This window comes from Acinetobacter sp. 24-47-62 (genome assembly GCF_056779765.1).
Genome location: NZ_JBWYIN010000007.1, coordinates 67,448 through 94,077 on the forward strand (window position 1 = coordinate 67,448; position 26,630 = coordinate 94,077).

The following is a 26,630-nucleotide window of genomic DNA, read 5'->3' on the forward strand; positions in this document are numbered from 1 at the left end:
AATAACGTATGTATGTTCCAACAATTGATAATGCTTTGGTTCCAGTTGTCGTAGAGCAATCATCTCGTGGTGAGCGTTCTTTTGATATTTTCTCGCGTCTTTTACGCGAACGTGTAATTTTCTTAACGGGTGAAGTTGAAGACAATATGGCGAACTTAATCGTTGCGCAAATGTTGTTCTTAGAAGCTGAGAACCCAGAAAAAGATATTCATTTGTACATTAACTCACCTGGTGGTTCAGTGACTGCGGGTATGGCAATTTACGATACGATGCAATTCATCAAACCAGATGTCGTGACATATTGTATGGGCCAAGCAGCCTCAATGGGCGCTTTTTTATTGAATGCTGGTGCTAAGGGTAAACGTTACTGCTTAGAAAACGCTCGTGTTATGATTCACCAACCATTGGGTGGTTTCCGTGGTCAAGCTTCAGATATTGAAATTCATGCACGTGAAATTCTATTTATTAAAGAGCGTTTGAACCGTCTAATGGCTGAACACAGTGGCCAAGATTATGAAACTGTTGCACGTGATACAGACCGTGATAACTTTATGACCGCTCAAGCTGCAAAAGAATATGGTTTGGTCGATGAAGTTTTAACGAAACGTCCGCAACTTTAAGCTGTAAAGCATAGAAATTTATTTGGAGTGAAGATGTCTGAAAATCCTCAAGGACAAAAGCATTGTTCATTTTGCGGTAAAACGCAGTCTGAAGTGGGTAAACTCATTGCAGGCGAGGACGCTTACATTTGTAATGAATGTGTAGATGTATGCTTAGATTTAGTTCAGACGAGCCAGCAAGTCGAAACTGGTGAATGGGCAACTCGTCCATTACCTAAGCCGCATGAAATTCGTGCAGCTTTAGATCAATATGTGATTGGTCAAGACACTGCGAAAAAAACGCTCTCTGTTGCGGTATATAACCACTATAAACGTCTTAAAGTGACTCAATCAACTGCAAAGTCAGAAGATCGTGTAGAACTTGCTAAAAGCAATATCTTACTCATAGGACCAACAGGTTCGGGTAAGACTTTGTTGGCGCAAACTTTAGCGCGCTTATTAGATGTGCCATTTGCGATGGCTGATGCAACGACATTAACTGAAGCTGGTTATGTTGGTGAAGATGTTGAGAATATCGTTCAAAAATTGCTACAAAAAGCAGATTACGATGTTGAGAAAGCACAGAAGGGTATCATTTATATCGACGAGATCGATAAGATTACCCGTAAGTCTGAAAATCCTTCAATAACACGTGATGTTTCAGGTGAAGGTGTTCAACAAGCGCTTTTAAAAATGATCGAAGGCACGGTAGCTTCAATTCCACCTCAAGGTGGTCGTAAGCATCCACAGCAAGAGTTCATTCAAATTGATACGTCTAATATCCTGTTCATCTGCGGTGGTGCATTCTCTGGTTTGGAGCGTGTCGTGCAACAGCGTCAAGAAAAAGGTGGAATTGGTTTCACTGCTGACGTGAAGACTAAAGATGACTCTAAGAAGTTATCTGAATTATTTAGTCAGGTAGAAGCTGCCGATCTTGTGAAATTTGGTTTAATCCCTGAATTCATTGGTCGTCTGCCAGTGATTGCAACGCTCGAAGAATTGGACGAAGAAGCATTAATGCAAATTTTGACTGAACCAAAAAATGCATTAACCCGTCAGTATCAATACTTGTTCGAAATGGAAGATGTTGATCTATTATTTGAAGATTCAGCATTGCGAGCTGTTGCGAAAAAAGCACTTGAGCGTAATACAGGTGCACGTGGTTTACGTTCAATTCTTGAAAACGTCTTACTCGATACGATGTACGATTTACCAAGTCGCTCTGATATTGGTACTGTTGTGATCAATGAAGCTGTGATCAATGAAAATGCTGAACCAGAATATCGAGCTGAGCGCCAACCTAAACAAGAACAACAAGTTGAAGAAAAGGTCGATTTAAAGATTTTAGATACTAAATCTGCTTAATTGATTGTAATTCATCTGAAACGCGTAAAAAGTCCCACTTTTTGCGCGTTTTTTGTTTTTAATCTCGGATTGAGATGATAATCTAACGATAACAAAAACATGACATAGAATAAAAAGTATTCGTGATGAGGGATAATCATGCGATCAACCGTAGCAGTGTGTGCTTTGAGTCTGTTTCTTGTGGCATGTCAGACACATAAAGGGCTTAACGAAAATAATCAAACTCATGTGGTTTCAACGTTAAAACCGGTAGATTTTAGTGAGAAAAAAACTTTTATATCTCAGAAGCTAGATCAATATAAAGTTGCAGGATTTGATCTGGGCTCATGGGTAAATCAAAAACCAGGACAGTTTTTCAGCCGTGTAAAACCTCAACATCAGCAAGCCGCAGTGTTGTATCTGTACCGTCCTGATAGTAAGTGGAATCGTCAGGAAATTATTGCACCGAGTTTTTTTCTAAATGGTAAGCGCATTCCGAGTTTAATCAGCAATCATTATTATTGGATAGAGCTGGCTGAAGGGGATTATCAACTTAGTATTAGTCGACCTTTAACTGTGATGCATTTTCAAAAACCTTTGGTTGCAAGTTTTAGTGTTAAAGCGGGGCAGCAGTATTTCTTAAAATATGAAGAAGAACAGTTTCGAGGTGGACCAAATGGTAGTGAAGATCTCCTCAGAGTTGGACCATTGATGCAAATGCCAACAAAACAGGCATTAAGAGAAATTGGCATGACTCAGTTGAAAACGCCTGGGCTTAACTATGTTGCCGTTATTCAACCGAACGGAACATTGCAAAAATCAAAAGAAAAAATTAAAAATAAAGAATATAAAGCCAGTGATGATGTGCGCTTAACAGAACCTTTTAAGATATATGATCCACGCACATGGTAACTCTGATTCAGCAGAATGGTTTTTAGCTTATTTCGAGTCAGTATGAATACTTTGTTTTTGTAGTTGTTCTAATTTCTTTTGGACTTCAGCAAAATTCTTTTCTGTAGATTGTAAAGAGCCTGCAAGTTGTTGATTCAGGATTTTCATGGATTCTTGAGCAACAAGTGGACCTTTATTTAAAATGGATTGACCTGTTGGAGAGGAATAAAAGTCGATCTGGGCTTGAACTTCTTGGGCATCATAGACATCTTTATAAATTTTGAGATAGATCGGTTTAAGTTTTTCCCAAGAAGTTTGCTTAATATTTTCTTGGTGAATTTTATCAGCCAGTTCATTGGCAATAACTTGTTGTTGTGGTGTTAATTTTTCGGCCTTAACAATATTTTGAACAATGCTATAGGCCTGTTGATCAATTTGAGGTCGGATTTGTTTAAGCGTACTTTGTAAGAGCTGATCTAAATTCAATACTTGTATGAGTTTTTCGATTTGTTGATCAGTCGCTTGAGCTGCCATAACCGCAGGTGAGCAGATCATGCATCCGCTCAAAAATAATGTTCTTAAAATTTTCATGAGTATTCTCGGTATAAAAAAGCACCCTAATGATAGAGTGCTTTTTGAACTTGAGACAAGTCGAATATTATTTATTGTGCAGCTGCATCTACAACTGGAATTTTACCAATTTTAGCCTGCCAAATTTTTGGTGCAGTTGCGTGAACTGATGTGCCGTTAACGTCTACTGCAACAGATACAGGCATATCTTTAACCACGAACTTATAGATTGCTTCCATACCTAAATCTTCAAAAGCGACAACTTCCGCTTCACGAATTGCTTTAGATACGAGATATGCAGCACCGCCTACAGCCATGAGGTAAGTTGCTTTATTGTCTTTGATTGCTTCAATCGCAGCAGGACCGCGGTCCGCTTTACCGATCATACCGAAAAGACCAGTTGCTTCTAAAACTTGACGTGTGAACTTATCCATACGTGTTGCAGTTGTTGGACCTGCAGGACCTACAACTTCGTCACCCACTGGATCAACAGGACCAACGTAGTAAATGAACTTACCTTTAAGGTCTACAGGAAGCTCTTCACCGTTGTTTAACATATCAACCATACGTTTGTGCGCAGCGTCACGACCTGTATAGATTGTACCGTTAAGAAGAAGCGTATCACCTGGTTTCCAAGAGTTCATTTCTTCTTGTGTGATGTTATCTAAGTCAACACGTTTAGAAGAAGATGAGTCCCAAGTGACTTCAGGATAGTCTTCAAGTTTAGGTGCAATAATATTCGCAACACCTGTACCGTCTAGTGTGAAGTGTGCGTGACGAGTCGCAGCACAGTTCGGGATCATACCGACTGGTTTACCCGCAGCGTGACAAGGGTAGTCTTTAATTTTGATGTCTAGAACAGTCGTTAAACCGCCAAGACCTTGTGCACCAATACCCAGCGCGTTTACTTTCTCGAAGATTTCGATACGAAGTTCTTCAAGTTTATTTTGTGGACCACGACGAAGAAGCTCGTCCATGTTGATCTCTTCCATCAATGCTTCTTTAGCAAGCATCATGGCTTTTTCAGCTGTACCACCGATACCAATACCGAGCATACCAGGAGGACACCAGCCTGCACCCATGGTTGGTACAGTTTTCAGTACCCAGTCCACGATTGAATCAGATGGGTTTAACATTGCAAGTTTAGATTTATTTTCTGAACCACCGCCTTTTGCTGCAACAGTGATATCTACTTTGTTACCTGGAACAAGTTTATGGTAGATCACAGCAGGGGTGTTGTCTTTCGTATTCTTACGGCCAAAAGCAGGATCAGCAAGTACAGATGCACGAAGTACGTTAGAGTTTTCTAAGTAACCTTGGCGAACACCTTCGTTAATCGCGTCGTCTAAGCTCATTGTTAAATCAAATTTAACGTCCATGCCCACTTCAACGAATACGTTGACGATACCAGTATCTTGACAGATCGGACGGTGACCTTCGGCACACATACGTGAATTGATTAAGATTTGTGCGATCGCATCTTTGGCAGCTTTGTTTTCTTCACGGTCATACGCACGACTCATTGCTTGGATGAAGTCTTGTGGATGATAGTAAGAAATGAACTGAAGCGCATCTTTAACGGATGTGATCAAGTCGTCTTGCTTGATAATAGTTGTCATACAAATATCTCTTGAGCGGGCTGATAGCTAGCGGGCTAAATTATAAGACAAAATGATTCAATTGTGGCTGTTTTGCTGAGGATTTGACCGAAAGTTTACGAGAAAGGTGGGCTGTTCTAAAGGTTTTGCTTGATATATTCATCATATCTGGAGTGAACTTTCCAGATTGGGCTATTTGCTTCCACTGTTGATATTTTGGGGGTATTACTGTAGCTGCTATCTATGCTCTACAATAAGATCGAGTTGTAAGCTTTATATTCGCTTTTTTGTGTAGAGGTGTCTAAAAATCATCGACCTATCAAGTTAATTTACCTCTTCATTTATCCACCTTTAAAGAAGGCAAGTTCTAAAGCACGATATTCAGAAATCTGATACCCGACTTTGTTTTGCATTAAGTAGTAAAATTTTTCAAACATCATCTCATTTTTCAACTGATCAAGAAGTGTCAAATATGCTAAATACGTTTCTGGTTGTTTAAAAATTTGATGATGGGGCTTACTCTCGCTTAAAAATCTGAATACTCGACTATCCCAAATTGCATATTGTTCGGGGTGAATAAAGTGCAATAGTTTAGATACGCTCACCAGTGAATTATTGAACGCACTTTTGAGAATTTTAAGCTCTTCAACTGTGATGCGATGACCCTGTTTGAATTTATTCAAAATAAGGATTAGATCATCTGCTGAAGTTAAATCAATTTTTTTTTAAATCGTAGGCATCCATGAATAGGTGAAGCTGATCCCGATCACAATGTCATCTAAAGTTAGGGTTTCGCTACTTTTGAAAAAGTTCAAAAAATAAGAATAAGCAAGTAAATAGTTTTCCTGATCTTTGTTAAATTGATTTGCGATTTCAAAGATTTGTTTAAATATTTCTGAATGACTTTTCAATGTTAAGGGCATATGACTATCATTTTAATATACAGAAAAAACAAATCTATTTGATTTTATTGATGTCTCAAAATAAAAAACCACCCCATCTTTCGAAAGGGTAGGTAACGCGGAGACATCAATTGTTAGAAGCTTAAGATGCCAATTGTTGATCTGCTTGAATGGCAGTCAATGCAATGGTGAATACAATGTCATCGACCAAAGCTCCTCGAGATAAGTCATTGACTGGCTTATTCAAACCTTGCAACATTGGTCCAACACTCACCACATTGGCAGAGCGCTGAACAGCTTTATAAGTGGTATTACCTGTATTAAGATCTGGGAAAATAAAGACATTGGCACGTCCAGCCACTTGAGAGTCAGGAGCCTTAGAACGTCCCACACTTTCGACAGATGCAGCATCATATTGAAGGGGGCCATCGATCAATAAATCTGGACGACGTTCTTTTGCGATGCGTGTTGCTTCAGCAACTTTTTCAACATCAGCACCTGTGCCAGATGTACCGGTTGAATATGAAATCATGGCAATACGTGGATCAATACCAAACGCTTTGGCTGAATCGGCAGATTGAATCGCGATTTCAGCAAGTTGCTCTGCATTAGGATCTGGATTGATTGCACAGTCACCATAAACATACACTTCATCTGGTAATAACATAAAGAAAACAGACGAAACTAAAGAGTAATCAGGTGCCGTTTTAATCAACTGAAATGCAGGGCGAACTGTATTGGCTGTGGTATGAACTGCACCTGAAACTAATCCATCCACTTGATCTAGTGCTAACATCATCGTTCCAAGAACCACTGTATCTTGTAACTGTTCTTTCGCTTGCAGTGCATTTAACTTGCCTTTACGCAACTCTACCATTGGCGCAATATAGTTGTCGCGGATGAGGTCTGGATCAATGATTTCTAAATCATCAGGTAATTCAATCCCTCGAGCTTTGGCTACATCTAAAACTGCTTCTGGTTTTGCCAGTAAGATACAGTGAGCAATACCACGTGATTGGCAGATCGCGGCTGCTTGAATCGTACGAGGTTCATCACCTTCAGGAAGAACAATTCTTTTCTTCGCTGCAATTGATTTTTGTACCAACTCATGACGGAATGCAGATGGAGAAAGACGTGGTTGGTATGAGCCATTCAGCAACTGCGTTACCCAATCCGCATCAATATGGCTAGATACAAATCGAGTGACTTGTTCAGCGCGAGCAGTATCATCTACAGGAATTTCATTGCTTAAATTAGCCAGTTGGGTTGCCGTTTCAAAGGTACTCAGTGGTGTGTGTAAAATAGGTAAGCCCTGTTTTATCGCAGCTTGGCAGAAAGCCAGTACTTGTTGATTAGGCGCATAATGTTCAGTCAGTACTAAACCTGCAAGAGGAATACCATTGCTGCTTGCTAAACTACTTGCAAGTAAGACATCAATACGATCTGATGCGCTAATAATCAGTTCACCTGCCGTGAATTTGTGCAGTTCGCGCTCGATATTTGAAGCGATCAAGCTACTATGCAGAACACGTCGTTGTGCAGCCTCACCTAAGTTAATCCATTCTGCTTGAATATGTTGCGCGATATCAGACATTCGCGGCACACTTAAAGTATTACTAAATGGTACTAATGCAATAACAGGAAGTTGTTCGGAACCAATCAGTGGATGTGTTTTTTGAATTTCCCCAACAAATTGTTGAGTCTCTTGTGTCAGACGAAGATTTGGATCAATGGTCACTGGAATCTGTGCAGACTCCTCGGACAGACCTTTGGTTCGCATGAAAAGCACACCAGCTGTTCGGTTGCTGTTTGCTCCACCAAAATTACGTAATTGGGTTTCTACTTTTTCTGCTGTATAGGCTGGTTGTTTGATATCAGCATTGCTCACAATGATGACTTTCGCATCTAGTGCTTGAGCAAGTTGAGCATTCAGTTCAGATGCAAAACTATCACGACTGTTTGGAACTAACCCTTCCACAATAATAAGATCATGTTTTTTAGCAATTTGACGATGTAGACGAACAGCTTCTTCTAATAACTCATCACTTTCACCAGCATTTAATTGCTGAACTACATTTTGATATGAGATTGGTTCAACTGTTTCGTTCTGAGAAACATGGCGGAATAACGCTGTGGTGCGATCGAAATTTTCAGCATGTACTTCTTGTGAAAATGGCTTCACAAAACCAGCTTTTACACCTTGACACTCAAGTGCATAAATTAAGCCTAAACACGCTGATGTCAGACCTACACCTTCACCAGTTGGAACAAGTACAATTGTTTTCATATCATCAAAATCTATATCTAAAAATAAAAAAGAAATATGTAAATATGTCTGAGCGGGCGACTACTTAAGCAGTCGCGGTTTCAAGTTCAGACTTTTTTTCAGATGAATTCACATCTCCGATTTGATTCACCACATGTTCTGTTTCTTGTGCAATACGTCCTTCTTCATCTGTAGGAATGACCCAAATTTGCGGACCAGTACCATTATCAATACGACCTTCAGTACCGCGAGCTAATTGGTTATTTTTTTCTTTGCTAAAGTTAAAACCAAAATGTGGCAAATAAGATAATGTTTTTTCACGAATAAATGCTGAGTTTTCACCAATACCACCTGTGAAGAATAAGCCATCAAGACGAGGTAAACCACAGCTGAGTGCTGCTAATGATTTAGCAAGACGATAGCAGAATACTTCAATAGCAAGAGCAGCATCTTCATTGCCTTCTTCTGAAGCTTCGATAAGTGTTCGCATATCGTTTGACAGGTTTGAAAGTCCTAATAAACCAGATTGGCTATTGAGCATTCTGTCAATTTTGTAAATGTCCCATCCTAGGTTTTTGGCTAAAAAATTATGTAAACTTGGATCTACATCACCACTACGGGTACCCATCACTAAACCTTCGAGTGGCGTTAATCCCATAGAGGTATCAACACTTTTACCATTCCAAATTGCACAAGTAGAACTACCATTGCCTAAATGAGCGGTGAGCCAACCACCTTCACGGAAACTACCAGCAAGCTCAGAGCCACGATCTGATACATAGGCATGGCTTGTGCCGTGGAATCCATAGCGGCGAACATTATGTTCAGTGTATAAAAATTTTGGTACCGCATAACGATAGGCATGCGCTGGCATTGTTTGATGGAACGCTGTATCAAACACTGCAACTTGCGGTAAGTCTGGGAACAAACGTTTAGTCGCTTCGATCCCAACGAGATGTGCAGGATTATGTAATGGAGCTAAAGGTGTTGCTTCACGGATTTTTTCAATAATTTCATCGGTGATTAACTCTGCTTGAGTTAAAGAACCACCATGTACAATACGATGACCAATGGCATCAGGCTTGTGATTCGCTAAGCGAGATAATCCAACTTCAAGAGCTTCTTTGTGGTCTGCATTTGGAATACGAATATCAACTGGTTCGTTGCCTATAGTCACGCCTTTGATGCGCGCTTCTGGCGTACCTAAGTTTTCAGCAAGACCATGAATTCGGAAATCTTGATCTTTAAGTAATAATGCAAACTTGATCGAAGAAGAACCGCAATTGATGATAAGAACTGAATGGGGCATGGTGTGTTCCTTTACTGGCAATTTTAATATTTCGTTTGTTTTCTTCCAAATGAACAAAAAATGTTATTTCTTGATCGTGAAGCATTTGTATCATGCGTTTTTTTATTGTCCTAGATAGACTTTAGGTGATTAGACTTAAGCACTATCGACCACTAAGGCGATAATAATTAAAATTTATAGTCTTTCTTTATTCATTTATTAAATAAATGATGGTTATGTTTTAATTAAATTGTATGCGTAAAACATAGCATGTATTGTATTTTTTATATACCACTTCTGGTTTGTAATTGATTTAATTTATACGTTTTTTATTTCGTTATGAAGAGTTGAATTACTCAAAAACAAAGCCCTTTACTCAAAGGGCTTTGTTTTTTTAAGTTAGATTTATTGACGGATTTGGCCATCGCCTAAAACAATCCATTTTTGTGAGGTGAGTCCTTCTAATCCGACTGGACCTCTGGCATGAATTTTATCTGTTGAAATGCCGATTTCAGCACCTAAACCATATTCAAAACCATCAGCAAAACGAGTAGAGGCATTAACCATGACCGAACTTGAATCGACGCGAGTAAGGAATTTTCGGGCCGTGCTAAAGTTTTCAGTAATAATCGAATCAGTGTGATGCGATCCGTATTTATTGATATGCAAAATTGCTTCTTCAACGCCACTGACTACTTTAACCGCTAAAATAGGTCCTAGATATTCCTCATACCAGTCTTCTTCGGTCGCAGTTTTAATCTGTTCACCTAAAATTGCTTTGACTTTCAAGCAACCACGCAACTCAACTTGTTTTTCAGCATAAAGTTCAGCAATGCGAGGCAGAAAGTCATCAGCAACTTTTTCATCAACCAGCAGCGTTTCCATGGCATTACATACGCCATAGCGATGAGTTTTTGCATTTAACGCAATTGGCAATGCTTTTTGTAGATCTGCTTGGGCCTCAACGAAGACGTGACAGTTACCATCAAGGTGTTTGATTACAGGAATAGTCGCTTCACGTGTAATACGTTCAATTAAGCCTTTGCCACCACGTGGAACAATAACGTCAACATACTCAGAGAGGGTAATCAATTGCCCAACTGCAGCACGATCTGCTGTATTGACAACTTGGACTGCGTTAACTGGTACACCAGCTTGCTCTAAACCTTTTTGAATTGCGGTAGCAATGGCTTTGTTTGACTCTAATGCTTCTGAACCACCGCGAAGAATGATGGCATTGCCAGACTTAATCGCTAAAGAGGCTGCTTCTAGAGTGACGTTAGGACGTGATTCATAAATCATACCTACGACACCTAAAGGCACTCGCATTTTTCCAAGCTGAATACCAGACGGGCGATAAGCTAGGTCAGTAATTTCACCAATGGGATCAATTAAACTGATGACATCTTTAAGACCTTGTAACATTCCACTGAAGCGTGTGGGTGTAAGTTCCAAACGATCGAGTAATGCGCTGTCTAAATTGTTTTCATGACCACGAGTCATGTCTAGTTTATTCGCAGCTAGAATTTGAGCTTGATGGTCTTCCAAAGCGGTATGGATTGCCGTCAAAGCATTATTTCGTTCAAAAGTCGAAGAGCCAGCCAAAAAGCGTGAAGCTTCACGCGCATTCTGACCGACGACTTGCATGTACTGTTCGATGGAGTCTTGCATAGCAGTTTAACTGATCATTTTAAAATCTCATTCAAATAGTAGCAGCGCAGATGACAACAATCTATGTTTATCAGCGAAAAAAGCTAAGTTGATAAAACTTGTAACTATTTTTAGAACCTAACGGCAGTTAAAAAAGATAAAAGGTGAATTCTTGCATTGCGCAGATTTCATGCATCTGTATAAAATGAAATGAATGTTAATTATGTTGCATAATCATAACGAATTGAGAGTATGATCAAATTAACGGCTGTGAAAACAAAACAATAAAGCCAAATGGAGATAAGGGAATGAATTCCATGATAAAAATGGAGCTTGAAGATTATTCAGCTGAAGACAGCACTCATTTTTTTGATCTGTACCATAAAAATAGTTTTAAAGAGCCGCCACGAACCACATGGATTGATGGGTGGAAAATTGAATATATGGCGATCGCATCGCCAGAAACACTGCATCAGACGCCAACGCTGATTGTCGGAGGCGCATTTCAAAATTTTAATTCATATAAATATTGCGTTGAACAGCTCTTCGAGAAAGGACCTGTTATTTTAATCGACTTACCATCTTTAGGTTCAAATCAACAAATCCACAATCGTGATACTGGAATTTCTGCTGGTACTCTAGAGCTACCAGAGCTTTCAAAAATGTTAGGTCAATGGTTGGATTTGGTGGAGATTAAGAAAGTCTCTGTTATGGGGATGTCATTAGGCTCTGTGGTTGCTTCCTGTTTTGCTCATTATCGTCCAGAACTGGTAGATCGATTAATTCTGATGGGCGTCATGCAGAAGACGCGGAAAAGCTGGCGTATGTTGCTTGAAGAGTCATTAATATTGATGCAAGAGCAACGTATGGATGAGTTTGGTCAGGCTGTCATTTTGTATTTGGTGAATCATGCAAAATTAGATCAAACGCGTATGTCTCCAACAGCTAAACGACTTTTTTATAAGCAGATGTCTGAGTTTGATATCGCTGAGCGTGAGCGATATGAAATCAACTGTAATCGTTTATTGCGTCTTTCCCATGTTCCAATTCCGATGTGTAAAACATTGGTCGCATGTGGTCAATTCGATAGTTTTACTTTGCCATTTGAGAATGCGAATTTTGCCTTGCAATGTCCTGATGTTGAGTTTGCAATGATTGCAAATGCGGATCATGTGCCTCAACTGCAACGCCGAAAAGAAACCATGAATCTTTTTACCAGTTTCTTAAAAGGCGAATCGATTCATAATCTAGATGGGATCATTTATTTAGATAAAGACCAAATGCAATCATTGGATCGCAGAGGGGAAGTTCGATTTGCCCTTAAAAATGCACATTCTGTTTTAATTCATCAAACAAATGCACAACGTTTTGAAGTTGAAATTAAAGACCTGAATTACTTTGGTGTATCATTCTTTTTGGATGATCCATCTCAAGTTGAAGTCTTACAGGAAGATGCTCGAAGTTTTGCAATTGAATTTGAGGATGAGCAAGGACATTTTGCTGTCGAATGTTTAATGTTCGATTTTATTGGAAATGAAGTAAGAGCATTATTCAAGCATGGTTATTTTGAAGTGGCTGATCGCTTACTTCAATTTATAGATACCCATAAACACAATGACAGCGTGGATTAGGCTGTCATTGAATTCATTTGAATCAAAAAATAGATACTTCGTAATATTGCTACGAACGAATCATTATTTTATTGCATGAATCATCCATACTAGATCACCAAGATGCTGATCTGTATCCATATTTTGATTCTTTTTTTCAAAATACAGTTGAGGTTGAATGACTTCAACTTCAGTAAAACCTGACAGTTTAAAAAAGTGCTGTACCTCTAAAGGGTCTTTAAAGTGGAAGGTAAATGCACTTCTTGAAGCGTATTTGAGTAATTTGCTGCTCGACCAAATTAAGTTAGCCAGTTTATGTTGCACAGGCTCGGGATAAAGGTCAGTTAAATAATGAAGCGTTTGGAATGGTTGACCAAAACGCACAATCGAATTCAGCAATTGTTTGAGTAAATCTTGATTAAAATAATTGATTAATCCTTCACTGATAATCACTAGCGGTCGTGTTGGGTCGAATTCGTCAAAAGCTGTTTTGAAATCATCCGTGAATAAGTCTGCTGATAAAACTTTAGGGCTTTCGGGATCGATTTTATTCAAAGCGGATTGTTTTGTGGTAGCCATGTCTGGTAAATCTAATTCGCGATAATCTATTTCGGGATAATGGGATCTAAACCACCAACCACGAGGTGAAAGTCCCGCTGCAATTTCTAAAATTTGCAGGTTTGGATATTGTTTGATTAATAATTTTAAGTGATCGTCTAATAATGTATGTCGTGTCTTCAGGGTTGAACGCATACTTCCACCGATAAACTTCTCAGCCATACTTTCAAAAGGGTGAGCGAATTGCACCAACGCTTTACCTTTCGAAGTCGCAAATGCTTCGTGAGAGATACCCATTTGGTACCAAATATAGCCAGTGTAGTGAGCAGTAAACGAAATATGACGGTGCTTTGATTGTTTTGATTGAGACATACACATCCTTGGCTATGATTATTATTGGATTGGTCAAGATAAAGGGAGCATTAGAATGCTCCCTGTATTATTAAAATGATTGTCTAAAATCTTCAATGACCTTTTTGACAGATTTCCATTCGTTGCCTAAGTCAAGTTGTTCACCAATGCGAATCTCTTGAATCTTACCGCGCATACGCTCTAAGCGTTCTTGGTTCGGCAATGGATAATTCTCTATGGCACTGAGCGCGACACATGCAGATTCCCGATTATTGCAGACTAAGCCCATATCACAGCCAGCTTCAAGCGCGGCTTTGATGCGAGCATCTGCACCACCTGCAACACAAGCTGCTTGCATACTTAAGTCATCAGAAAACAGGACACCGTCAAACTGAAGTGTTTCACGAAGTACTTTTTGAACCCAATACTGAGAAAAACCAGCAGGATTTGGATCTACTTTTTCATAAATCACATGTGCTGGCATGAGTGCGTCAAGTTGAGGTTGGAGTTGAATAAAGCTTTGCATATCTTGAGCTTCAATTTCAGCATAACTTCGTGTATCCACAGCTGCCGCAATATGTGAATCTGCTTTAACCGAGCCATGGCCAGGGAAGTGTTTCCCCGTGGTTGCCATACCAGCGCGTTTCATACCTTGCATAAAGGCTTGGGCTAAAGGGATGATATCTGAGATATTTTTAGCAAAAGCACGGTCACCAATAACATCGCTGATGTCGTTAAGGTCTAATACAGGTGCAAAGCTGAAATCGATCCCGACTGCAAGAACTTCGGTAGCCATGAGCCAACCGCATTGTTCAGCCAATTCAATTGATCGTTCTGGCTGACTTAAATAGAGCTCACCGAAACGTCCCATGGCAGGAAGGAGAGTGAAGCCTTGTTTTAAACGTTGTACGCGTCCGCCTTCTTGATCGACTGCAATTAAAATATCGGGACGAACTTGGCGCATATGATCCGTTAAGGCGCGAACTTGTTGAGGTGATTCAATATTTCTTCCAAACAAAATGACTCCACCAACTTGTGGAGATTGAAGGAGTTGAATATCTTCTTGATTAAGTGTTGTGCCCTCAATATCAAGCATCAATGCGCCAATCATAGTGGAATCCGTGATTCTAATTTTAAAAGAGAAAACAATACCCGAATTTTGCAATGATTTGCTACATTTTCTCCGTACAGATTATGATAAAACTATACGGCAGAAATAAAAAAGTTGTTTAAGGTTTTGAATATTAATATTTCTATCTGAAAACAATAGTGTAAATTTGGTTTATCCAAGGAAAGACAAATTCGTTATGAAACTTCAAACAATCGCTTGCGCGGTAGCCATTGCCACTGGTGGTTTATTTTTTGGTCATACAATTAATGTTGCGATCGCAGCGAATGAACCAGCGGTTCAACAGGTTCAGAATATAAAGCCCACACAAGAACAAGCTTTAGTTTCAAGACAATTAGCAACTTTGGTGGATCGTCAGCACTATTTAAATATGCGTTTAGATGCTACGACCTCACAACGTATTTTTGATATGTATATTGATAGTCTTGATCCTGACCATAGCCTTTTCTTGGCAGATGAAGTGGCAAACTATAAGAAAAAATACGGACCAACTTTTGGAGCCGCGCTCAAAGCGGGTAACCTTGAAGGACCTTATGCCATTCACGCTCAATATCGTGATCGTTTAAAGTCATTCTATGAGTTTATGTTGGCGGAGTTAAAAAAACCGCAAAACCTAAATCAACCTAATGTGTTTATCGAGTCTGATCGTGAAAAGGCTCCATTTTTCAAAAATAAAGCTGAGCAAGAAAATCAATGGCGCAAAATGCTGGTGTCTCAGTTAATCAATTTAACGATTGCTAAAGAAGAAGATTTGGCTAAGCAAAAAGCGCTGAAAGATGATCCTTCTTTAGCAGCAGGGCAAGATCTCACTTCAGCTGAAGATTTAACGCCAGTTCAGACTTTGACCAAGCGCTATATGCGTCAATTAGAACGTATGAAGCGTACAAAAAGCGATGACGTTTTAGAAAAAACGCTCAATGCTATGTTAGCGACTTATGACCCGCACAGTAATTATTTCCCACCAATCGATGCGATTGAGTTAAATCGTCAGACCACATTGCAGCTTGAGGGGATTGGTGTGTCGATCCGTCCAGAACGCGGGAATGAAGACTATACGCGTATCGAGACGATCGTAGATGGTGGTCCTGCGTTTAAGACGGGACAGGTCAAGTCTGGTGATCGTATTATTGGTGTCGCGCAAGACGGTGACAAAATGGTCGACGTCATTGGATGGACCAGTTCTGAAATCGTTGGATTGATCCGAGGTAAGCGTGGGACTAAAGTCACCATTAAATTGCTCGGACCTGGAGCATCTATGAGTCAGGCACGTACCGTAACTATCGTACGTGATGTGATTCAAGAAGAGGATGCGGGTGTACGTTCAAGAACAGTTGAAATTGTACGTGATGGCAAGAAACATAAAGTTGGAGTAGTCGAAATTCCATCGTTCTATTACAACTACCGTGCCCGTCGTGCTGGTGAAAGCTATCGTTCAGTATCTGAAGATACCAATAATGCATTGAAAAGTTTAGCTGCGCAAAATGTCGATGGCATTATCGTTGATCTTCGTAATAACCCTGGCGGTTCACTCGAAGAAGTGGCAAAAATGATTGGGCAAGTGATTAAATCTGGTCCAGTGGTTCAAATTCGGGATGGGAATGGTAACGTCAGTGTCTTCGAAGATCGTGATGGAGGCGCTCAAACCTACGCAGGTCCATTGGCTGTCATGGTGAATCTGGCTTCTGCATCAGCAAGTGAAATCTATTCAGCTGCTGTGCAGGATTATGGTCGTGGGATTGTGATTGGAAGTACTACGACAGGTAAGGGTACAGCTCAAGTTCAATTGGACAGCTTAGCGTATGGTCAAGCGACATTGACGCAACGAAAGTTTTACCGTGTTACTGGTGGAAGCACACAAAATAAAGGGGTTGTGCCTGATATTCAATTGGTTGATATCTACGATGAAGAGTTTGGGGAGCGTAAAGCTAAGAATGCTTTAGAGTGGGATACCATCCCTACAGCTCCTTTCAAACGTGAGGGAGAGGTGCAGGCCTTTGTACCAAAATTAGCTGCTCATTCAAAACAGCGTGTTGCGAATGATATTCAATTTAAGTATCTAGAAGCGCGTAAAGCGATTTCGCAGAAAGCTAAAGAGAAAAAACAAATCGTGTTGGATATCGATCAACGTAAAGCTGAACTCATCGCTTTGGAAAAAGAAACGTTGGCAGAAGAAAACAAACGCCGTATAGCAATGGGTAAAACGGCTTATCCAAATTGGGAAAGTTATCAGGCGTCGATGGAGGCTTTGGCTGAATCGCGTGCTAAGATGAAAACCAATCAACGCCCACCTTTACCTGAAGAAGAGGCATTTGTCACTGAATCAGCTCATATCTTGCTCGATTATATTGCCTTGCAAAAATAAAAATATTTATTATTAAGTTATACTTAAAAATGGTGTATTTCGATACGCCATTTTTTATGGATCTCGCCGAAAAACAACTTGACGTTCAATGAGATGGTGATATTGTTGTAGGCGACAAATGCTCATTAAAAAGTTGAACCTTCTTACATTTATTTGCTGTACTTTTGGGGTTTAAATAAAATAAAAACAGGTTCAGGTACGGATAAGTCTCTATATGATTCATATGAGTTACGATTATGCAATGGTGGCGGGTTCTGCTGTGGCGGCAGTGATCGTCTGCTTTATTGCTATTTCATTTGAACAACTCATTAGTACCCACAAAAACCCAGTTGGTCAAAAAGTGCTGCTCGGTGTAAGTGGCATGATATTTGGTCTTGCGATTTGGGTCATGCATTTTGTTGGAATGCTGGCTTGTCATTTACCCGAAGATCATAGTTTCGATATAGGTTTAACGCTATTCTCTTATGTGATCGCAGCTCTCGCTTCAATCTTTGCCATATGGCTCACGACTAGATCTACACTTCCTTTAGCTAGATTGGTTTTGGGTGCACTTCTGATGGGTTTCGGTATTTCAGGTATGCACTATACTGGAATGGCGGGATTGATCGTTCCCAACTACATTATTCGTTATGACACCATTTTGGTGATTTTTTCTGTGCTGATTGCTGTATGTGGTTCAGGATTGTCATTCTGGCTGATGTTTAAATATAAGCGTACCTATCACAATAAATTGGCTTTCAAGCTTGCCGTGGCATTCATGATCGCTTTTAGTATTGTAGGAATGCATTATATTGGTATGGCGGCTGCGACTTTCCAACCCGTGGATGCCAAATATGCAGCATTGAATCAACTCCATGAAGGTCAAGGTTTATTACTTTTTGTCATTATATTTGTCACCTGCTTGGTTTTAGTGGTCAGTTTTTTTGTCGCTATTTTAGAATTACGACTTGAAGAACGAAATCAACAACTAATCAAAATGAATAAGGAATTGGAAAGTCTTGCTCTTCAAGATAATTTGACCAAACTTCCAAATCGACTTTTTTTGCTTGATTACACCACTTCATTATTTTCACTTCACCAATCTAAAGATCATAAAGTTGCATTCATTTATATTGATTTGGATCGTTTCAAGGCAGTGAATGATGCTTTTGGACATCATATTGGTGATCAGCTTTTAGTGAATTTAGCGCATCGACTCCATGCATTACTCGAAAAAAACCAAAAATTAATTCGTATTGGTGGTGATGAGTTTTTATTGGTTGTTGAAGATTTTTCTACAGACCAAATTGATCAAGTTGCCAATCTAGTATTGAGTAAAATCCAAGAAGGCTTTGTGATTTCGGGGAAGGAAATCAATATCTCAGCAAGTTTAGGTGTGGTCTATTATCCAGATCATGGTGCTGATTTACATGATTTGTTGGTGAATGCTGATGCTGCAATGCTGATGTCCAAAGAGCAAGGTCGCAATACTTATAGTGTGTTTAACTATTCATTAGATCAACAAGAAGTCGCACGTAGCCAATCAAAACTTATCAATGATTTGTATCGTGCTGTTGAAGAACAACAATTCATTTTATTTTATCAGCCGAAATTCACAGCAGATTTTAAAATTTGTGGCGTTGAAGCTTTAATTCGTTGGAAGCATCCAAGTCTAGGACTTCTAGCACCGAATATGTTTATTGAGGGTGCGGAGCAAACAGGTCTTATTATTAAAATGGGCTACTGGGCCCTTGAACAAGCGTGTATACAGATTCAAGCTTGGCAAAAAAAGAAATTGCCTTTCTGTCCGATCGCTGTAAATTTATCAGCTGTACAATTTGAACATAAAGCGCTGGTAGATACATTAAGATGTTTAATCACACAATACCAGATCGATCCAGCCCATTTAATTATTGAGATTACTGAATCGACAGCAATGCATCATATCGATGTCAGTATTCGTACTTTTGAGAGCCTGCGAAACCTGGGGATTGGGCTTGCGATTGATGATTTTGGAACAGGTCATTCAAGCTTCTTATATTTAAAGAATCTCCCGGTAGATGAACTTAAAATTGACCGTGAATTTATTCGAAATCTTTCACCCAATACAAAAGATGAAATTATCTTAGAAAGTATTATTGTCTTGGCTAAACGTTTAGGTTTGGTGGTGACAGCTGAAGGCGTCGAAACTCAAAAACAAGCCGATATCTTAAAACGTTTAGGTTGTCAGCAATTACAAGGCTATTTATTGGGTATGCCATTACCTGTGGATCGTTTAGAAAGCACATTTAAGAACTATTAACTTCTGGTCAGTTTCTGATTCATCACATTCACATTCGGTATTGATCTGCTACAATATCGCCAATTTTTATTTTGATCTTTTTTGATCTTCTAAACTGCATGTCTGCAGTAGGTGTTATTCATGAGCTTTAAGCAAGAGTTAGCGGAGCAAGTTGCTCAGCGACGTACATTTGCCATTATTTCCCACCCCGATGCGGGTAAAACCACAATGACGGAAAAGTTATTGTTGTGGGGGCAAGCGATCCAAGTTGCAGGTATGGTAAAAAGCCGTAAATCTGACCGTGCTGCGACATCAGATTGGATGGAAATGGAAAAAGAGCGTGGTATCTCGATCACGACCTCTGTGATGCAGTTCCCTTATAAAGACAAAATGATCAACCTGCTCGATACACCGGGGCATGAAGATTTCTCTGAAGATACATATCGTACCCTTACAGCCGTAGACTCAGCGTTGATGGTGATTGATGGTGCGAAAGGTGTCGAAGATCGTACGATTAAATTGATGGATGTGTGTCGTATGCGTGACACACCGATTATTTCTTTCGTTAACAAAATGGACCGTGAAATTCGCGAGCCACTTGAACTACTCGACGAAATTGAAAACGTACTTAAGATTAAATGCGTACCTTTAACTTGGCCTTTAGGTACAGGCCGTGACTTCGCGGGTGTTTTTAATCTGATCGAAGAAAAATTCTATGTCTATAAAGCAGGTTTTGGTTCAACCATTACAGATATCGAAATTCGTGACGGTTATGACCATGCTGACCTTCGTGAAAAAGTCGGTGAATTAGCTTGGGCTGCATTTGAAGAGTCACTAGAATTAGTTCAAATGGCAAATGAACCGCTTGATCGTGAAGAATTCTTAGCAGGGCGTCAAACTCCAGTATTGTTTGGTACAGCGTTGGGTAACTTTGGTGTAGACCATGTCTTAAATGCATTTAGTGAATATGCACCACCACCAAAAGCACATCCTACCCAAGATCGTAAAGTTGAAGCGACTGAAGAGGGTTTCTCTGGTTTTGTCTTTAAAATTCAAGCCAATATGGACCCTAAACACCGCGATCGTATTGCTTTCATGCGTATCTGCTCAGGCAAATATGAAAAAGGCTTGAAAATGAAGCATGTACGTATTGGGAAAGATGTGCGTATTTCAGATGCATTAACTTTCTTGGCGGGTGATCGTCAGCATTTAGAAGAGGCATGGCCAGGTGACATTATTGGTTTACATAACCATGGTACGATTCAAATTGGCGATACTTTCACTTCGGGTGAAAACTTGCAATTCACAGGTATTCCTCACTTCGCTCCTGAAATGTTCCGCCGTGTTCGTTTAAAAGATCCTTTGAAATCGAAGCAACTCCAAAAAGGTTTAAAAGAGCTTTCAGAGGAAGGTGCAACTCAGGTATTTATGCCACAAAACAGTAATGATCTTATTGTGGGTGCTGTGGGTGTTCTTCAATTCGAAGTTGTAGCTTATCGTTTAAAAGAAGAATACAAAGTAGATTGTATTTACGAGCCTGTGAGCATTAACACTGTTCGTTGGGTTTCATGTCCAGATGAGAAAAAATTTAACGAATTTAAGAAAAAAGCACATGACCAACTTTCAGTTGATGGTGGTGGGCATTTAACGTACTTAGCACCTAGCCGTGTCAATTTACAATTAATGCAAGAGCGTTATCCTGATATTGTTTTCCGTAATACACGTGAACATTAATTTTGCTTGAAAATGTAAAACAGCTTCCTCGTGAAGCTGTTTTTGTATCAGAATAACCAATGATTTAATTTTGGTTGATTTTTGTGATTACTCTAAACTTACAAAAAAAACGATTGCGTATTCTTCTTGCTACCTTAGTCATTGGGATGGCATCTTGTGAAAAACAACCAGAGTCTAAGACACAAAAGTCAGGGCAGTCTGCCCAAGTTAAAAACGCTGATGTGTTACCAGACTTAAATGATGACGCGTTTCAAGTTGAAATAAAGAGCGAAAATTGCACAAAATCGGTCTGTGAAAAAATTGAAATTTTAAGTTTAAAAACCGCAGATCAGTGGGTCAATCAACAACTTAACAACCATTTGGCTTTTGTGATTCAAGATCAAATTAATGAAAAAGAACAATTGAGTTTGGATCAATCCATCGAAACCTATATAAGTCGCTCTGAATCATGGATGAAGGAGTTTTCACTGAATCAGCCTTATGAGTTGGATATACTGACGCAAGTCGCCACCCAACGAAATCAATATGTGTTGATCCAATTCATTGTTAACACAAAACAAGCTGAAGTGATCGTTAAAGATCGTGGTTACTTTATGGTATTGGATCGAAAGCAGAAAAAAGTTTTACAGTTGCAGGATGTGATTCAAAAGAACCAAATAAATGATTTTGAAAGAATACTTCAAGTGTCCTATCAAAAATGGTTAAAGGCCCAGAGTGGTGAAGTGAGAAGTATCGCTCCAGTGAATCTCAGCTGGCAAAATCAGGAATGGTTCTTTGATGGTGAAGGGATTGGTGTTCATATTCGTGCGAACGAAATTGTCAAAGGTGGTGAGCAATTGGATATCTATTTGAATCATGCTCAAACCAAGCAGGTGGTTGTACCGCAGATCTTTCAAAAGATGTTTTGAAATATTACAAATATTGTAATGTAGCATATACAATTGCAGTTAAACCCATACAAACGAAGCTTGAGCTATCAATTTCATCGGGTTAGGCTTAAATCAATGATAAATGACCGTTTCTCCTCAAGGTTGTGAGATGTTAAAAAATAAAATAGTTTGGACTGTATCTGTACTTACTGCCGCAATTACGCTGAGCGCATGTCAGCCAAAAGGGGACGGGCCTAAAGAGTCACCTGACACTCAAACTCAAGCAGCATCGGAAGTTCAGATACTCGTGCTTCAGGGTGAAACTGAAAAAGTGCCTGTTCGGTTGGTAGAATGTGATGGTAACAATTGTCCAGAAATTTCAATTGATCGATTGAGAACGAATCAATTTGTGTTAGATGGCTTAATTGATCAAGCGATTATCAAAAATTTACAAGAAACGCTAGAGTTGTTCGAACCTGAGCAGACGCTGCCTAAAGACAAAGATACTCAAGCCGCAAGTGAAGTTGTTGAATATAAAACTGCAGCGCAGTTACTTGCAGAGCAGATTCAGCCCTATATTGATAACTTTGTGGGTTTAGATAAAGAGTTAAAGCACTTGGGGGTTGGACATCAAATTAGTTTGAGTATTAGTCCTAAAATTTTAAATTCACAAGGACCACTTGCAACCGTCGTATTGAATACGAGTAACTATTTAGGAGGTGCACATGGTTCTTCTTCACAAACTTACTTTAATTTTGATTTGAAACAGCAGAAACAAGTGTCACTAGATCAAATTTTAGTGAAAGACCAAAAGAATAAATTAAATCAATTGGCCCATGAGGAATTTAAAAAATGGGTCATAGATTCGCAGTTAGCAGATAACGTTGAAGAGTATGAAGAGGCTTGGAAATTTAAACTCACTGATAATTATTATTTGGGTAAGAAGGGTTTAATTCTTCAATACGGTGAATATGAAATTGGTCCTTATGTGGTGGGTTTGCCAAGACTTACGATTCCTTATGAAAAGCTACAGGGTGTGATTAAACCTGAAATGCTGGAGGCTGTTCATCCTTCGGTTCAAGTTGCTGTACCTCAAGCTGCAGGTGAAGCAAAATAACATGTCCATGCCACGTTTGTTTGATACGCATACGCACTTTGATGTAGAAGATTTTGACTTCGATCGTGAGCAACTTGCGTATCAGGCTAAACAGAAGGGAGTGGATGCCCTTGTACTGATTGGGTTTCAACACCAACGCTTTCATACATTGATTGAAACACACCATTGGTTAAATGGTTTAGATCAGGCACCGAGGAGTTATCTCGCTCCTGGTCTACATCCTTTTTATATCGAACAACATCAGCCTCATCATCTAGACGATCTAAAAAAAATTCTTGAAGTACAACAATGCATCGCCGTTGGAGAAATTGGTTTAGATACTTTTCTCAAGCAACATAAGCAGTCGGAAGTTTTCGCTAAGCAACAGGATTTTTTTGCGCAACAAGTCGATTTGGCTCAACAATTTAAGCTTCCTGTGCTGTTACATATTCGTAAATCTCATGCTGAAGCATTAAGGCTGTTAAAAGCAAAGCAATTTGTTCACGGTGGTATCGCCCACGCATTCAGTGGAGGGATAGAAGAAGCGAAGGCATTTATTCAACTTGGATTTAAGTTAGGGGTCACGGGACAGATTACCAATCCCAATGCTAAAAAATTACACCAAACAGTTCAGTATGTTGGTATTGAACATCTGGTCATTGAAACAGACTGTCCTGATATGACGCCATTATGTTGTCAAGCTTCAACTGAACACCGTACCCGTAATACCCCACAGAATTTAATTTATGTTTTAGAAGGTTTGGCACATAGTTTAAATACAAAAGTCGAAGACATTGCGCAACGTGTTTGGGAGAATAGTGTGTCTGCACTCAACCTAAAAAATGAACTGAAATTGTCGTGAGTTCAAAACTCTCTATTCCTCCGAAGTTTTGCTAAAATACGCCTTTTCCAAATAGTGTTAGAGCAATATGACTGACTTAGTTCATGATGATGAATATGAACGCCGTTTTACGGGTGTAGCCAAAATTTATGGTGAAGAAAATTTTCAGCATTATGAAAACAGTCATGTCATGGTGATTGGTATTGGCGGTGTTGGCTCTTGGGCTGTCGAAGCTTTGGCTAGAACAGGTTTGGGCGAGTTAACACTAGTTGATATGGATTCTGTTGCAGCGTCAAATATTAATCGTCAGTTACCTGCGATGACATCAACATTAGGTCATGAAAAAATTGAAGTGATGGCAGAGCGTTGTCGCCAAATTAATCCACGTATAAAAATCAATTTAATTGATGATTATCTAACGCCTGAAAATGTAACGGAGATTTTGAGTTCAAATCCAGATGTTGTGTTGGATTGCATTGATGATGTCAAAGCAAAACTCGCATTGATGCTACATTGTCGTTTCAATAAAGTCCCTTTGATTGTATCTGGTGGTGCTGGTGGTAAATTAGATCCACTCAAAATTCGGGTCGCAGATTTGTCAAAAACAGAATACGACCCGATGCTGGCAAAATTAAGAAGTCAGTTACGCTCAAAAGGTATCTGTAAAAAGCCGAAAGAGAAGTTCGGTATCACCTGTATTTATTCGGTGGATAATCCTTTTTCGAATGCTGATATTTGTGCGAGTGCTGGGTTAAGATGTGGTGGTTATGGTTCAGCCGTGGTGGTGACATCAAGTTTTGCAATGGTAGCAGTGGCTGAAGTGTTAAAACGATTAGATTCGATTCAAGCAAAACAAGCCTAAAAGTGATTATCAAAAAAGGTCTCTATCAAGAGACCTTTTTAATGATGAAATTGGTTTATTCAGCATTGATTTTTAAGCTTTCTTGTTCAGCATGTCTTTGAATGGCTTGTTGCATACCGATTAAGGCATTTTCAATATCTTTTAATGTTTTCGCGTTACCCCCACTCAGGGCTTGTCGCCATTTTCGTGCACCAGGAAGGTTTTGAAATAAGCCTAAAATATGACGTGTAATCACTGAAAGTGGCGCACCATCAGCTAAACGTTTTGCAATATATGGCATCATCTCCTGCATGATCTCAAAACGATCAGGTGCTGACAAACTCCATAATTGTCCTAGTTCAGCCAGTAGATAAGGATTGTGATAAGCCTCGCGACCAATCATGACACCATCCACATGTTGTAAGTGTTGTTGAGTTTCAGCAAATGTTTTGATCCCACCGTTGATTTCGATCAATAGTTCTGGGCGATCTTGCTTTAAGCGATAAACATCTTCATAACGTAAAGGCGGAATGTCCCGATTTTCTTTCGGTGACAAACCTTGTAGTAAAGCAATGCGTGCATGCACGATAAAATTTTGACATCCCGTTTTTGCAACGGTATCGACAAAATGCAGCATCTCCTCATAAGATTGCATATCATCGATGCCGATTCGGTGTTTTACCGTGACGGGAATATCAACTGCATTTTGCATTTCAGCAATACATTCAGCAACCAGCTCAGGCTCAGCCATGAGGCAAGCACCAATTTTATTGTTTTGAACGCGATCACTAGGACAACCAACATTCAAATTGATTTCATCATAGCCCCAATCTTGAGCCATTTTAGAGCAGGTTGCGAGGTCTTTAGGATTTGATCCACCAAGCTGTAACACAATAGGGTGTTCTTCTTTGCTGTAATCTAAATGACGGGCTGCATCGCCAAATAAAATTGCGCCTGTGGTTACCATCTCGGTGTACATGATGATATTTGGATTGAATAGGCGTGCAAAAAAACGGTAATCACGAGTCGTCCAATCCATCATTGGGGCGACGGAAATTCGAGGCTGTAAGGATTGGATATCAGACATGGTGAAACCTAGATTGAATAAATCGTGAAAAGCTCGGCATCTTACCATAATTTGGAAAAAGGGTCATTGAAGCACAATTGAGATTTAAATAGGTTGAACATTCAAGGAATTCAATACCCTCTAAAACCCTAATTGAAAAGCTTTGATTAGTTTTACCTTAATAATCTAGGCTTCAATGTTCATTTTAAGACAATATTCTCTCTTTAAGCCCTGTTAAAATAAACTTAGCTGCTTGAGTTTGACTCTGGATAAAACCATTATATTTTGGCAAATCATCAGCTACATCTTGCACACGACGATGGTAAAAAATATGCATATTTTCAGGGGGAACTTGCGAGAAGTCTTTTAAGTTCCATTTAGGAATAAATACCAACTGATCTAATATTCCAAATTCAATAGAAGGGGAATGACATTGTTTGCATATCCCACGACGGATATTGGGTGGTGACTTCAAACGTTTAAAAATAGTCTGTTCAATATTCAAATCACAAACATCTTGTTTTAGAAATACCAAAACATCTGAAAAAGCCTTACCTGTATATTCTTGGCAAACTTGGCAGTGACAAATAAAATGTGCGATGGGTGCATGAGAAAAGCGAAAAGTATTTGCGCCACAAGAACAACTTGCTTCAACATTGAAAGGCATGTGATTTAAATTTGACATAAAACTTCCTTATTTAAGATCTATTCATAGATGAAATTAAAAATTTAAAGTTCGATTGAGTATCATGCAGGATGAATGAGGGAATCTGATGAAGTCTGAATCTTCTAGTTAAAATTCCAT

21 protein-coding genes are annotated in these 26,630 nt (G+C 39.4%); 11 read left to right on the plus strand and 10 right to left on the minus strand.

The window, feature by feature from the left end; all coding sequences use genetic code 11:
- The first annotated feature begins 8 nt into the window (after positions 1-8).
- From clpP to AC1M87_RS06945, 3 genes are all read left to right on the plus strand, one after another.
- Positions 9-620, plus strand: coding sequence for an ATP-dependent Clp endopeptidase proteolytic subunit ClpP (clpP, locus tag AC1M87_RS06935; protein ID WP_035265270.1), 612 nt, complete (start codon positions 9-11; stop codon positions 618-620).
- Between the two features lie 33 nt (positions 621-653).
- Positions 654-1,964 (plus strand): ATP-dependent protease ATP-binding subunit ClpX, encoded by a 1,311-nt coding sequence (gene clpX, locus AC1M87_RS06940; protein ID WP_179998657.1) that lies wholly within the window; start codon positions 654-656, stop codon positions 1,962-1,964.
- A gap of 138 nt (positions 1,965-2,102) precedes the next feature.
- Entirely contained in the window at positions 2,103-2,855 is a 753-nt protein-coding gene (locus AC1M87_RS06945) for a DUF2846 domain-containing protein (RefSeq protein WP_481593307.1), read from the plus strand.
- A gap of 27 nt (positions 2,856-2,882) precedes the next feature.
- Here AC1M87_RS06945 and AC1M87_RS06950 read toward each other — a convergent pair whose 3' ends face one another.
- The 6 genes from AC1M87_RS06950 to AC1M87_RS06975 form a co-directional block, all read right to left on the minus strand.
- Complete coding sequence (locus AC1M87_RS06950; protein ID WP_035265277.1) at positions 2,883-3,425, minus strand: DUF2059 domain-containing protein; 543 nt, start codon at positions 3,423-3,425, stop codon at positions 2,883-2,885.
- A gap of 71 nt (positions 3,426-3,496) precedes the next feature.
- A complete protein-coding gene (locus tag AC1M87_RS06955) occupies positions 3,497-5,023 on the minus strand; it encodes a fumarate hydratase (RefSeq protein WP_035265279.1) in 1,527 nt (508 codons plus the stop codon).
- Between the two features lie 320 nt (positions 5,024-5,343).
- The gene (locus tag AC1M87_RS06960; RefSeq protein WP_481593308.1) at positions 5,344-5,685 is read right to left on the minus strand and encodes a hypothetical protein; all 342 of its coding nucleotides are present in this window, start codon (positions 5,683-5,685) and stop codon (positions 5,344-5,346) included.
- A 361-nt stretch (positions 5,686-6,046) separates the two neighbouring features.
- Positions 6,047-8,191, minus strand: a complete 2,145-nt coding sequence (gene pta, locus AC1M87_RS06965) for a phosphate acetyltransferase (RefSeq protein ID WP_481593309.1) — start codon at positions 8,189-8,191, stop codon at positions 6,047-6,049.
- 64 nt (positions 8,192-8,255) lie between these two features.
- A complete protein-coding gene (locus AC1M87_RS06970) occupies positions 8,256-9,479 on the minus strand; it encodes an acetate/propionate family kinase (RefSeq protein ID WP_481591557.1) in 1,224 nt (407 codons plus the stop codon).
- Between the two features lie 384 nt (positions 9,480-9,863).
- On the minus strand, positions 9,864-11,129 hold the full coding sequence (locus AC1M87_RS06975; RefSeq protein ID WP_035265287.1) for a glutamate-5-semialdehyde dehydrogenase: 1,266 nt from the start codon (positions 11,127-11,129) through the stop codon (positions 9,864-9,866).
- Between the two features lie 287 nt (positions 11,130-11,416).
- Between AC1M87_RS06975 and AC1M87_RS06980 the strand changes: the two genes are divergently transcribed.
- Positions 11,417-12,739 carry an alpha/beta fold hydrolase gene (locus AC1M87_RS06980; RefSeq protein WP_481591556.1) on the plus strand — a complete coding sequence of 441 codons (1,323 nt, stop codon included), beginning with the start codon at positions 11,417-11,419 and terminating at the stop codon, positions 12,737-12,739.
- A gap of 63 nt (positions 12,740-12,802) precedes the next feature.
- Here AC1M87_RS06980 and AC1M87_RS06985 read toward each other — a convergent pair whose 3' ends face one another.
- Positions 12,803-13,648 (minus strand): class I SAM-dependent methyltransferase, encoded by an 846-nt coding sequence (locus tag AC1M87_RS06985; RefSeq protein ID WP_035265290.1) that lies wholly within the window; start codon positions 13,646-13,648, stop codon positions 12,803-12,805.
- 70 nt (positions 13,649-13,718) lie between these two features.
- Positions 13,719-14,738 (minus strand): beta-N-acetylhexosaminidase, encoded by a 1,020-nt coding sequence (gene nagZ, locus AC1M87_RS06990; protein WP_481593310.1) that lies wholly within the window; start codon positions 14,736-14,738, stop codon positions 13,719-13,721.
- Positions 14,739-14,934: 196 nt separating this feature from the next.
- On the opposite strand from nagZ, the gene AC1M87_RS06995 reads away from it, so the two are divergent.
- The 7 genes from AC1M87_RS06995 (at position 14,935) to AC1M87_RS07025 (ending at position 24,780) form a co-directional block, all read left to right on the plus strand.
- A complete protein-coding gene (locus AC1M87_RS06995) occupies positions 14,935-17,118 on the plus strand; it encodes a carboxy terminal-processing peptidase (protein WP_179998645.1) in 2,184 nt (727 codons plus the stop codon).
- Positions 17,119-17,332: 214 nt separating this feature from the next.
- Positions 17,333-19,399, plus strand: a complete 2,067-nt coding sequence (locus AC1M87_RS07000) for a putative bifunctional diguanylate cyclase/phosphodiesterase (RefSeq protein WP_481593311.1) — start codon at positions 17,333-17,335, stop codon at positions 19,397-19,399.
- A 120-nt stretch (positions 19,400-19,519) separates the two neighbouring features.
- On the plus strand, positions 19,520-21,112 hold the full coding sequence (locus AC1M87_RS07005) for a peptide chain release factor 3 (protein ID WP_035265298.1): 1,593 nt from the start codon (positions 19,520-19,522) through the stop codon (positions 21,110-21,112).
- Between the two features lie 83 nt (positions 21,113-21,195).
- The gene (locus AC1M87_RS07010) at positions 21,196-22,020 is read left to right on the plus strand and encodes a hypothetical protein (protein ID WP_481593312.1); all 825 of its coding nucleotides are present in this window, start codon (positions 21,196-21,198) and stop codon (positions 22,018-22,020) included.
- Between the two features lie 130 nt (positions 22,021-22,150).
- Positions 22,151-23,098, plus strand: a complete 948-nt coding sequence (locus AC1M87_RS07015) for an RsiV family protein (protein WP_481593313.1) — start codon at positions 22,151-22,153, stop codon at positions 23,096-23,098.
- Between the two features lie 7 nt (positions 23,099-23,105).
- Complete coding sequence (locus AC1M87_RS07020) at positions 23,106-23,939, plus strand: TatD family hydrolase (protein ID WP_481590402.1); 834 nt, start codon at positions 23,106-23,108, stop codon at positions 23,937-23,939.
- 67 nt (positions 23,940-24,006) lie between these two features.
- A complete protein-coding gene (locus tag AC1M87_RS07025) occupies positions 24,007-24,780 on the plus strand; it encodes a tRNA threonylcarbamoyladenosine dehydratase (protein ID WP_481593314.1) in 774 nt (257 codons plus the stop codon).
- A 55-nt stretch (positions 24,781-24,835) separates the two neighbouring features.
- On the opposite strand, the gene dusA is transcribed toward AC1M87_RS07025, so the two are convergent.
- Together dusA and AC1M87_RS07035 are read right to left on the minus strand one after the other, a co-directional pair.
- Entirely contained in the window at positions 24,836-25,846 is a 1,011-nt protein-coding gene (gene dusA, locus AC1M87_RS07030) for a tRNA dihydrouridine(20/20a) synthase DusA (RefSeq protein WP_481593315.1), read from the minus strand.
- 184 nt (positions 25,847-26,030) lie between these two features.
- The gene (locus tag AC1M87_RS07035) at positions 26,031-26,510 is read right to left on the minus strand and encodes a GFA family protein (RefSeq protein WP_481593316.1); all 480 of its coding nucleotides are present in this window, start codon (positions 26,508-26,510) and stop codon (positions 26,031-26,033) included.
- Positions 26,511-26,630: the final 120 nt, after the last annotated feature.

Coding starts and splice junctions, on each gene's coding strand:
- clpP (WP_035265270.1), top strand. CDS start 9: ATGTATGTTCCAACAATTGATAATGCTTTGGTTCCAGTTGTCGTAGAG.
- clpX (WP_179998657.1), top strand. CDS start 654: ATGTCTGAAAATCCTCAAGGACAAAAGCATTGTTCATTTTGCGGTAAA.
- AC1M87_RS06945 (WP_481593307.1), top strand. CDS start 2,103: ATGCGATCAACCGTAGCAGTGTGTGCTTTGAGTCTGTTTCTTGTGGCA.
- AC1M87_RS06950 (WP_035265277.1), bottom strand. CDS start 3,425: ATGAAAATTTTAAGAACATTATTTTTGAGCGGATGCATGATCTGCTCA.
- AC1M87_RS06955 (WP_035265279.1), bottom strand. CDS start 5,023: ATGACAACTATTATCAAGCAAGACGACTTGATCACATCCGTTAAAGAT.
- pta (WP_481593309.1), bottom strand. CDS start 8,191: ATGAAAACAATTGTACTTGTTCCAACTGGTGAAGGTGTAGGTCTGACA.
- AC1M87_RS06970 (WP_481591557.1), bottom strand. CDS start 9,479: ATGCCCCATTCAGTTCTTATCATCAATTGCGGTTCTTCTTCGATCAAG.
- AC1M87_RS06975 (WP_035265287.1), bottom strand. CDS start 11,129: ATGCAAGACTCCATCGAACAGTACATGCAAGTCGTCGGTCAGAATGCG.
- AC1M87_RS06980 (WP_481591556.1), top strand. CDS start 11,417: ATGAATTCCATGATAAAAATGGAGCTTGAAGATTATTCAGCTGAAGAC.
- AC1M87_RS06985 (WP_035265290.1), bottom strand. CDS start 13,648: ATGTCTCAATCAAAACAATCAAAGCACCGTCATATTTCGTTTACTGCT.
- nagZ (WP_481593310.1), bottom strand. CDS start 14,738: ATGATTGGCGCATTGATGCTTGATATTGAGGGCACAACACTTAATCAA.
- AC1M87_RS06995 (WP_179998645.1), top strand. CDS start 14,935: ATGAAACTTCAAACAATCGCTTGCGCGGTAGCCATTGCCACTGGTGGT.
- AC1M87_RS07000 (WP_481593311.1), top strand. CDS start 17,333: ATGATTCATATGAGTTACGATTATGCAATGGTGGCGGGTTCTGCTGTG.
- AC1M87_RS07005 (WP_035265298.1), top strand. CDS start 19,520: ATGAGCTTTAAGCAAGAGTTAGCGGAGCAAGTTGCTCAGCGACGTACA.
- AC1M87_RS07015 (WP_481593313.1), top strand. CDS start 22,151: ATGTTAAAAAATAAAATAGTTTGGACTGTATCTGTACTTACTGCCGCA.
- AC1M87_RS07020 (WP_481590402.1), top strand. CDS start 23,106: ATGCCACGTTTGTTTGATACGCATACGCACTTTGATGTAGAAGATTTT.
- AC1M87_RS07025 (WP_481593314.1), top strand. CDS start 24,007: ATGACTGACTTAGTTCATGATGATGAATATGAACGCCGTTTTACGGGT.
- dusA (WP_481593315.1), bottom strand. CDS start 25,846: ATGTCTGATATCCAATCCTTACAGCCTCGAATTTCCGTCGCCCCAATG.
- AC1M87_RS07035 (WP_481593316.1), bottom strand. CDS start 26,510: ATGTCAAATTTAAATCACATGCCTTTCAATGTTGAAGCAAGTTGTTCT.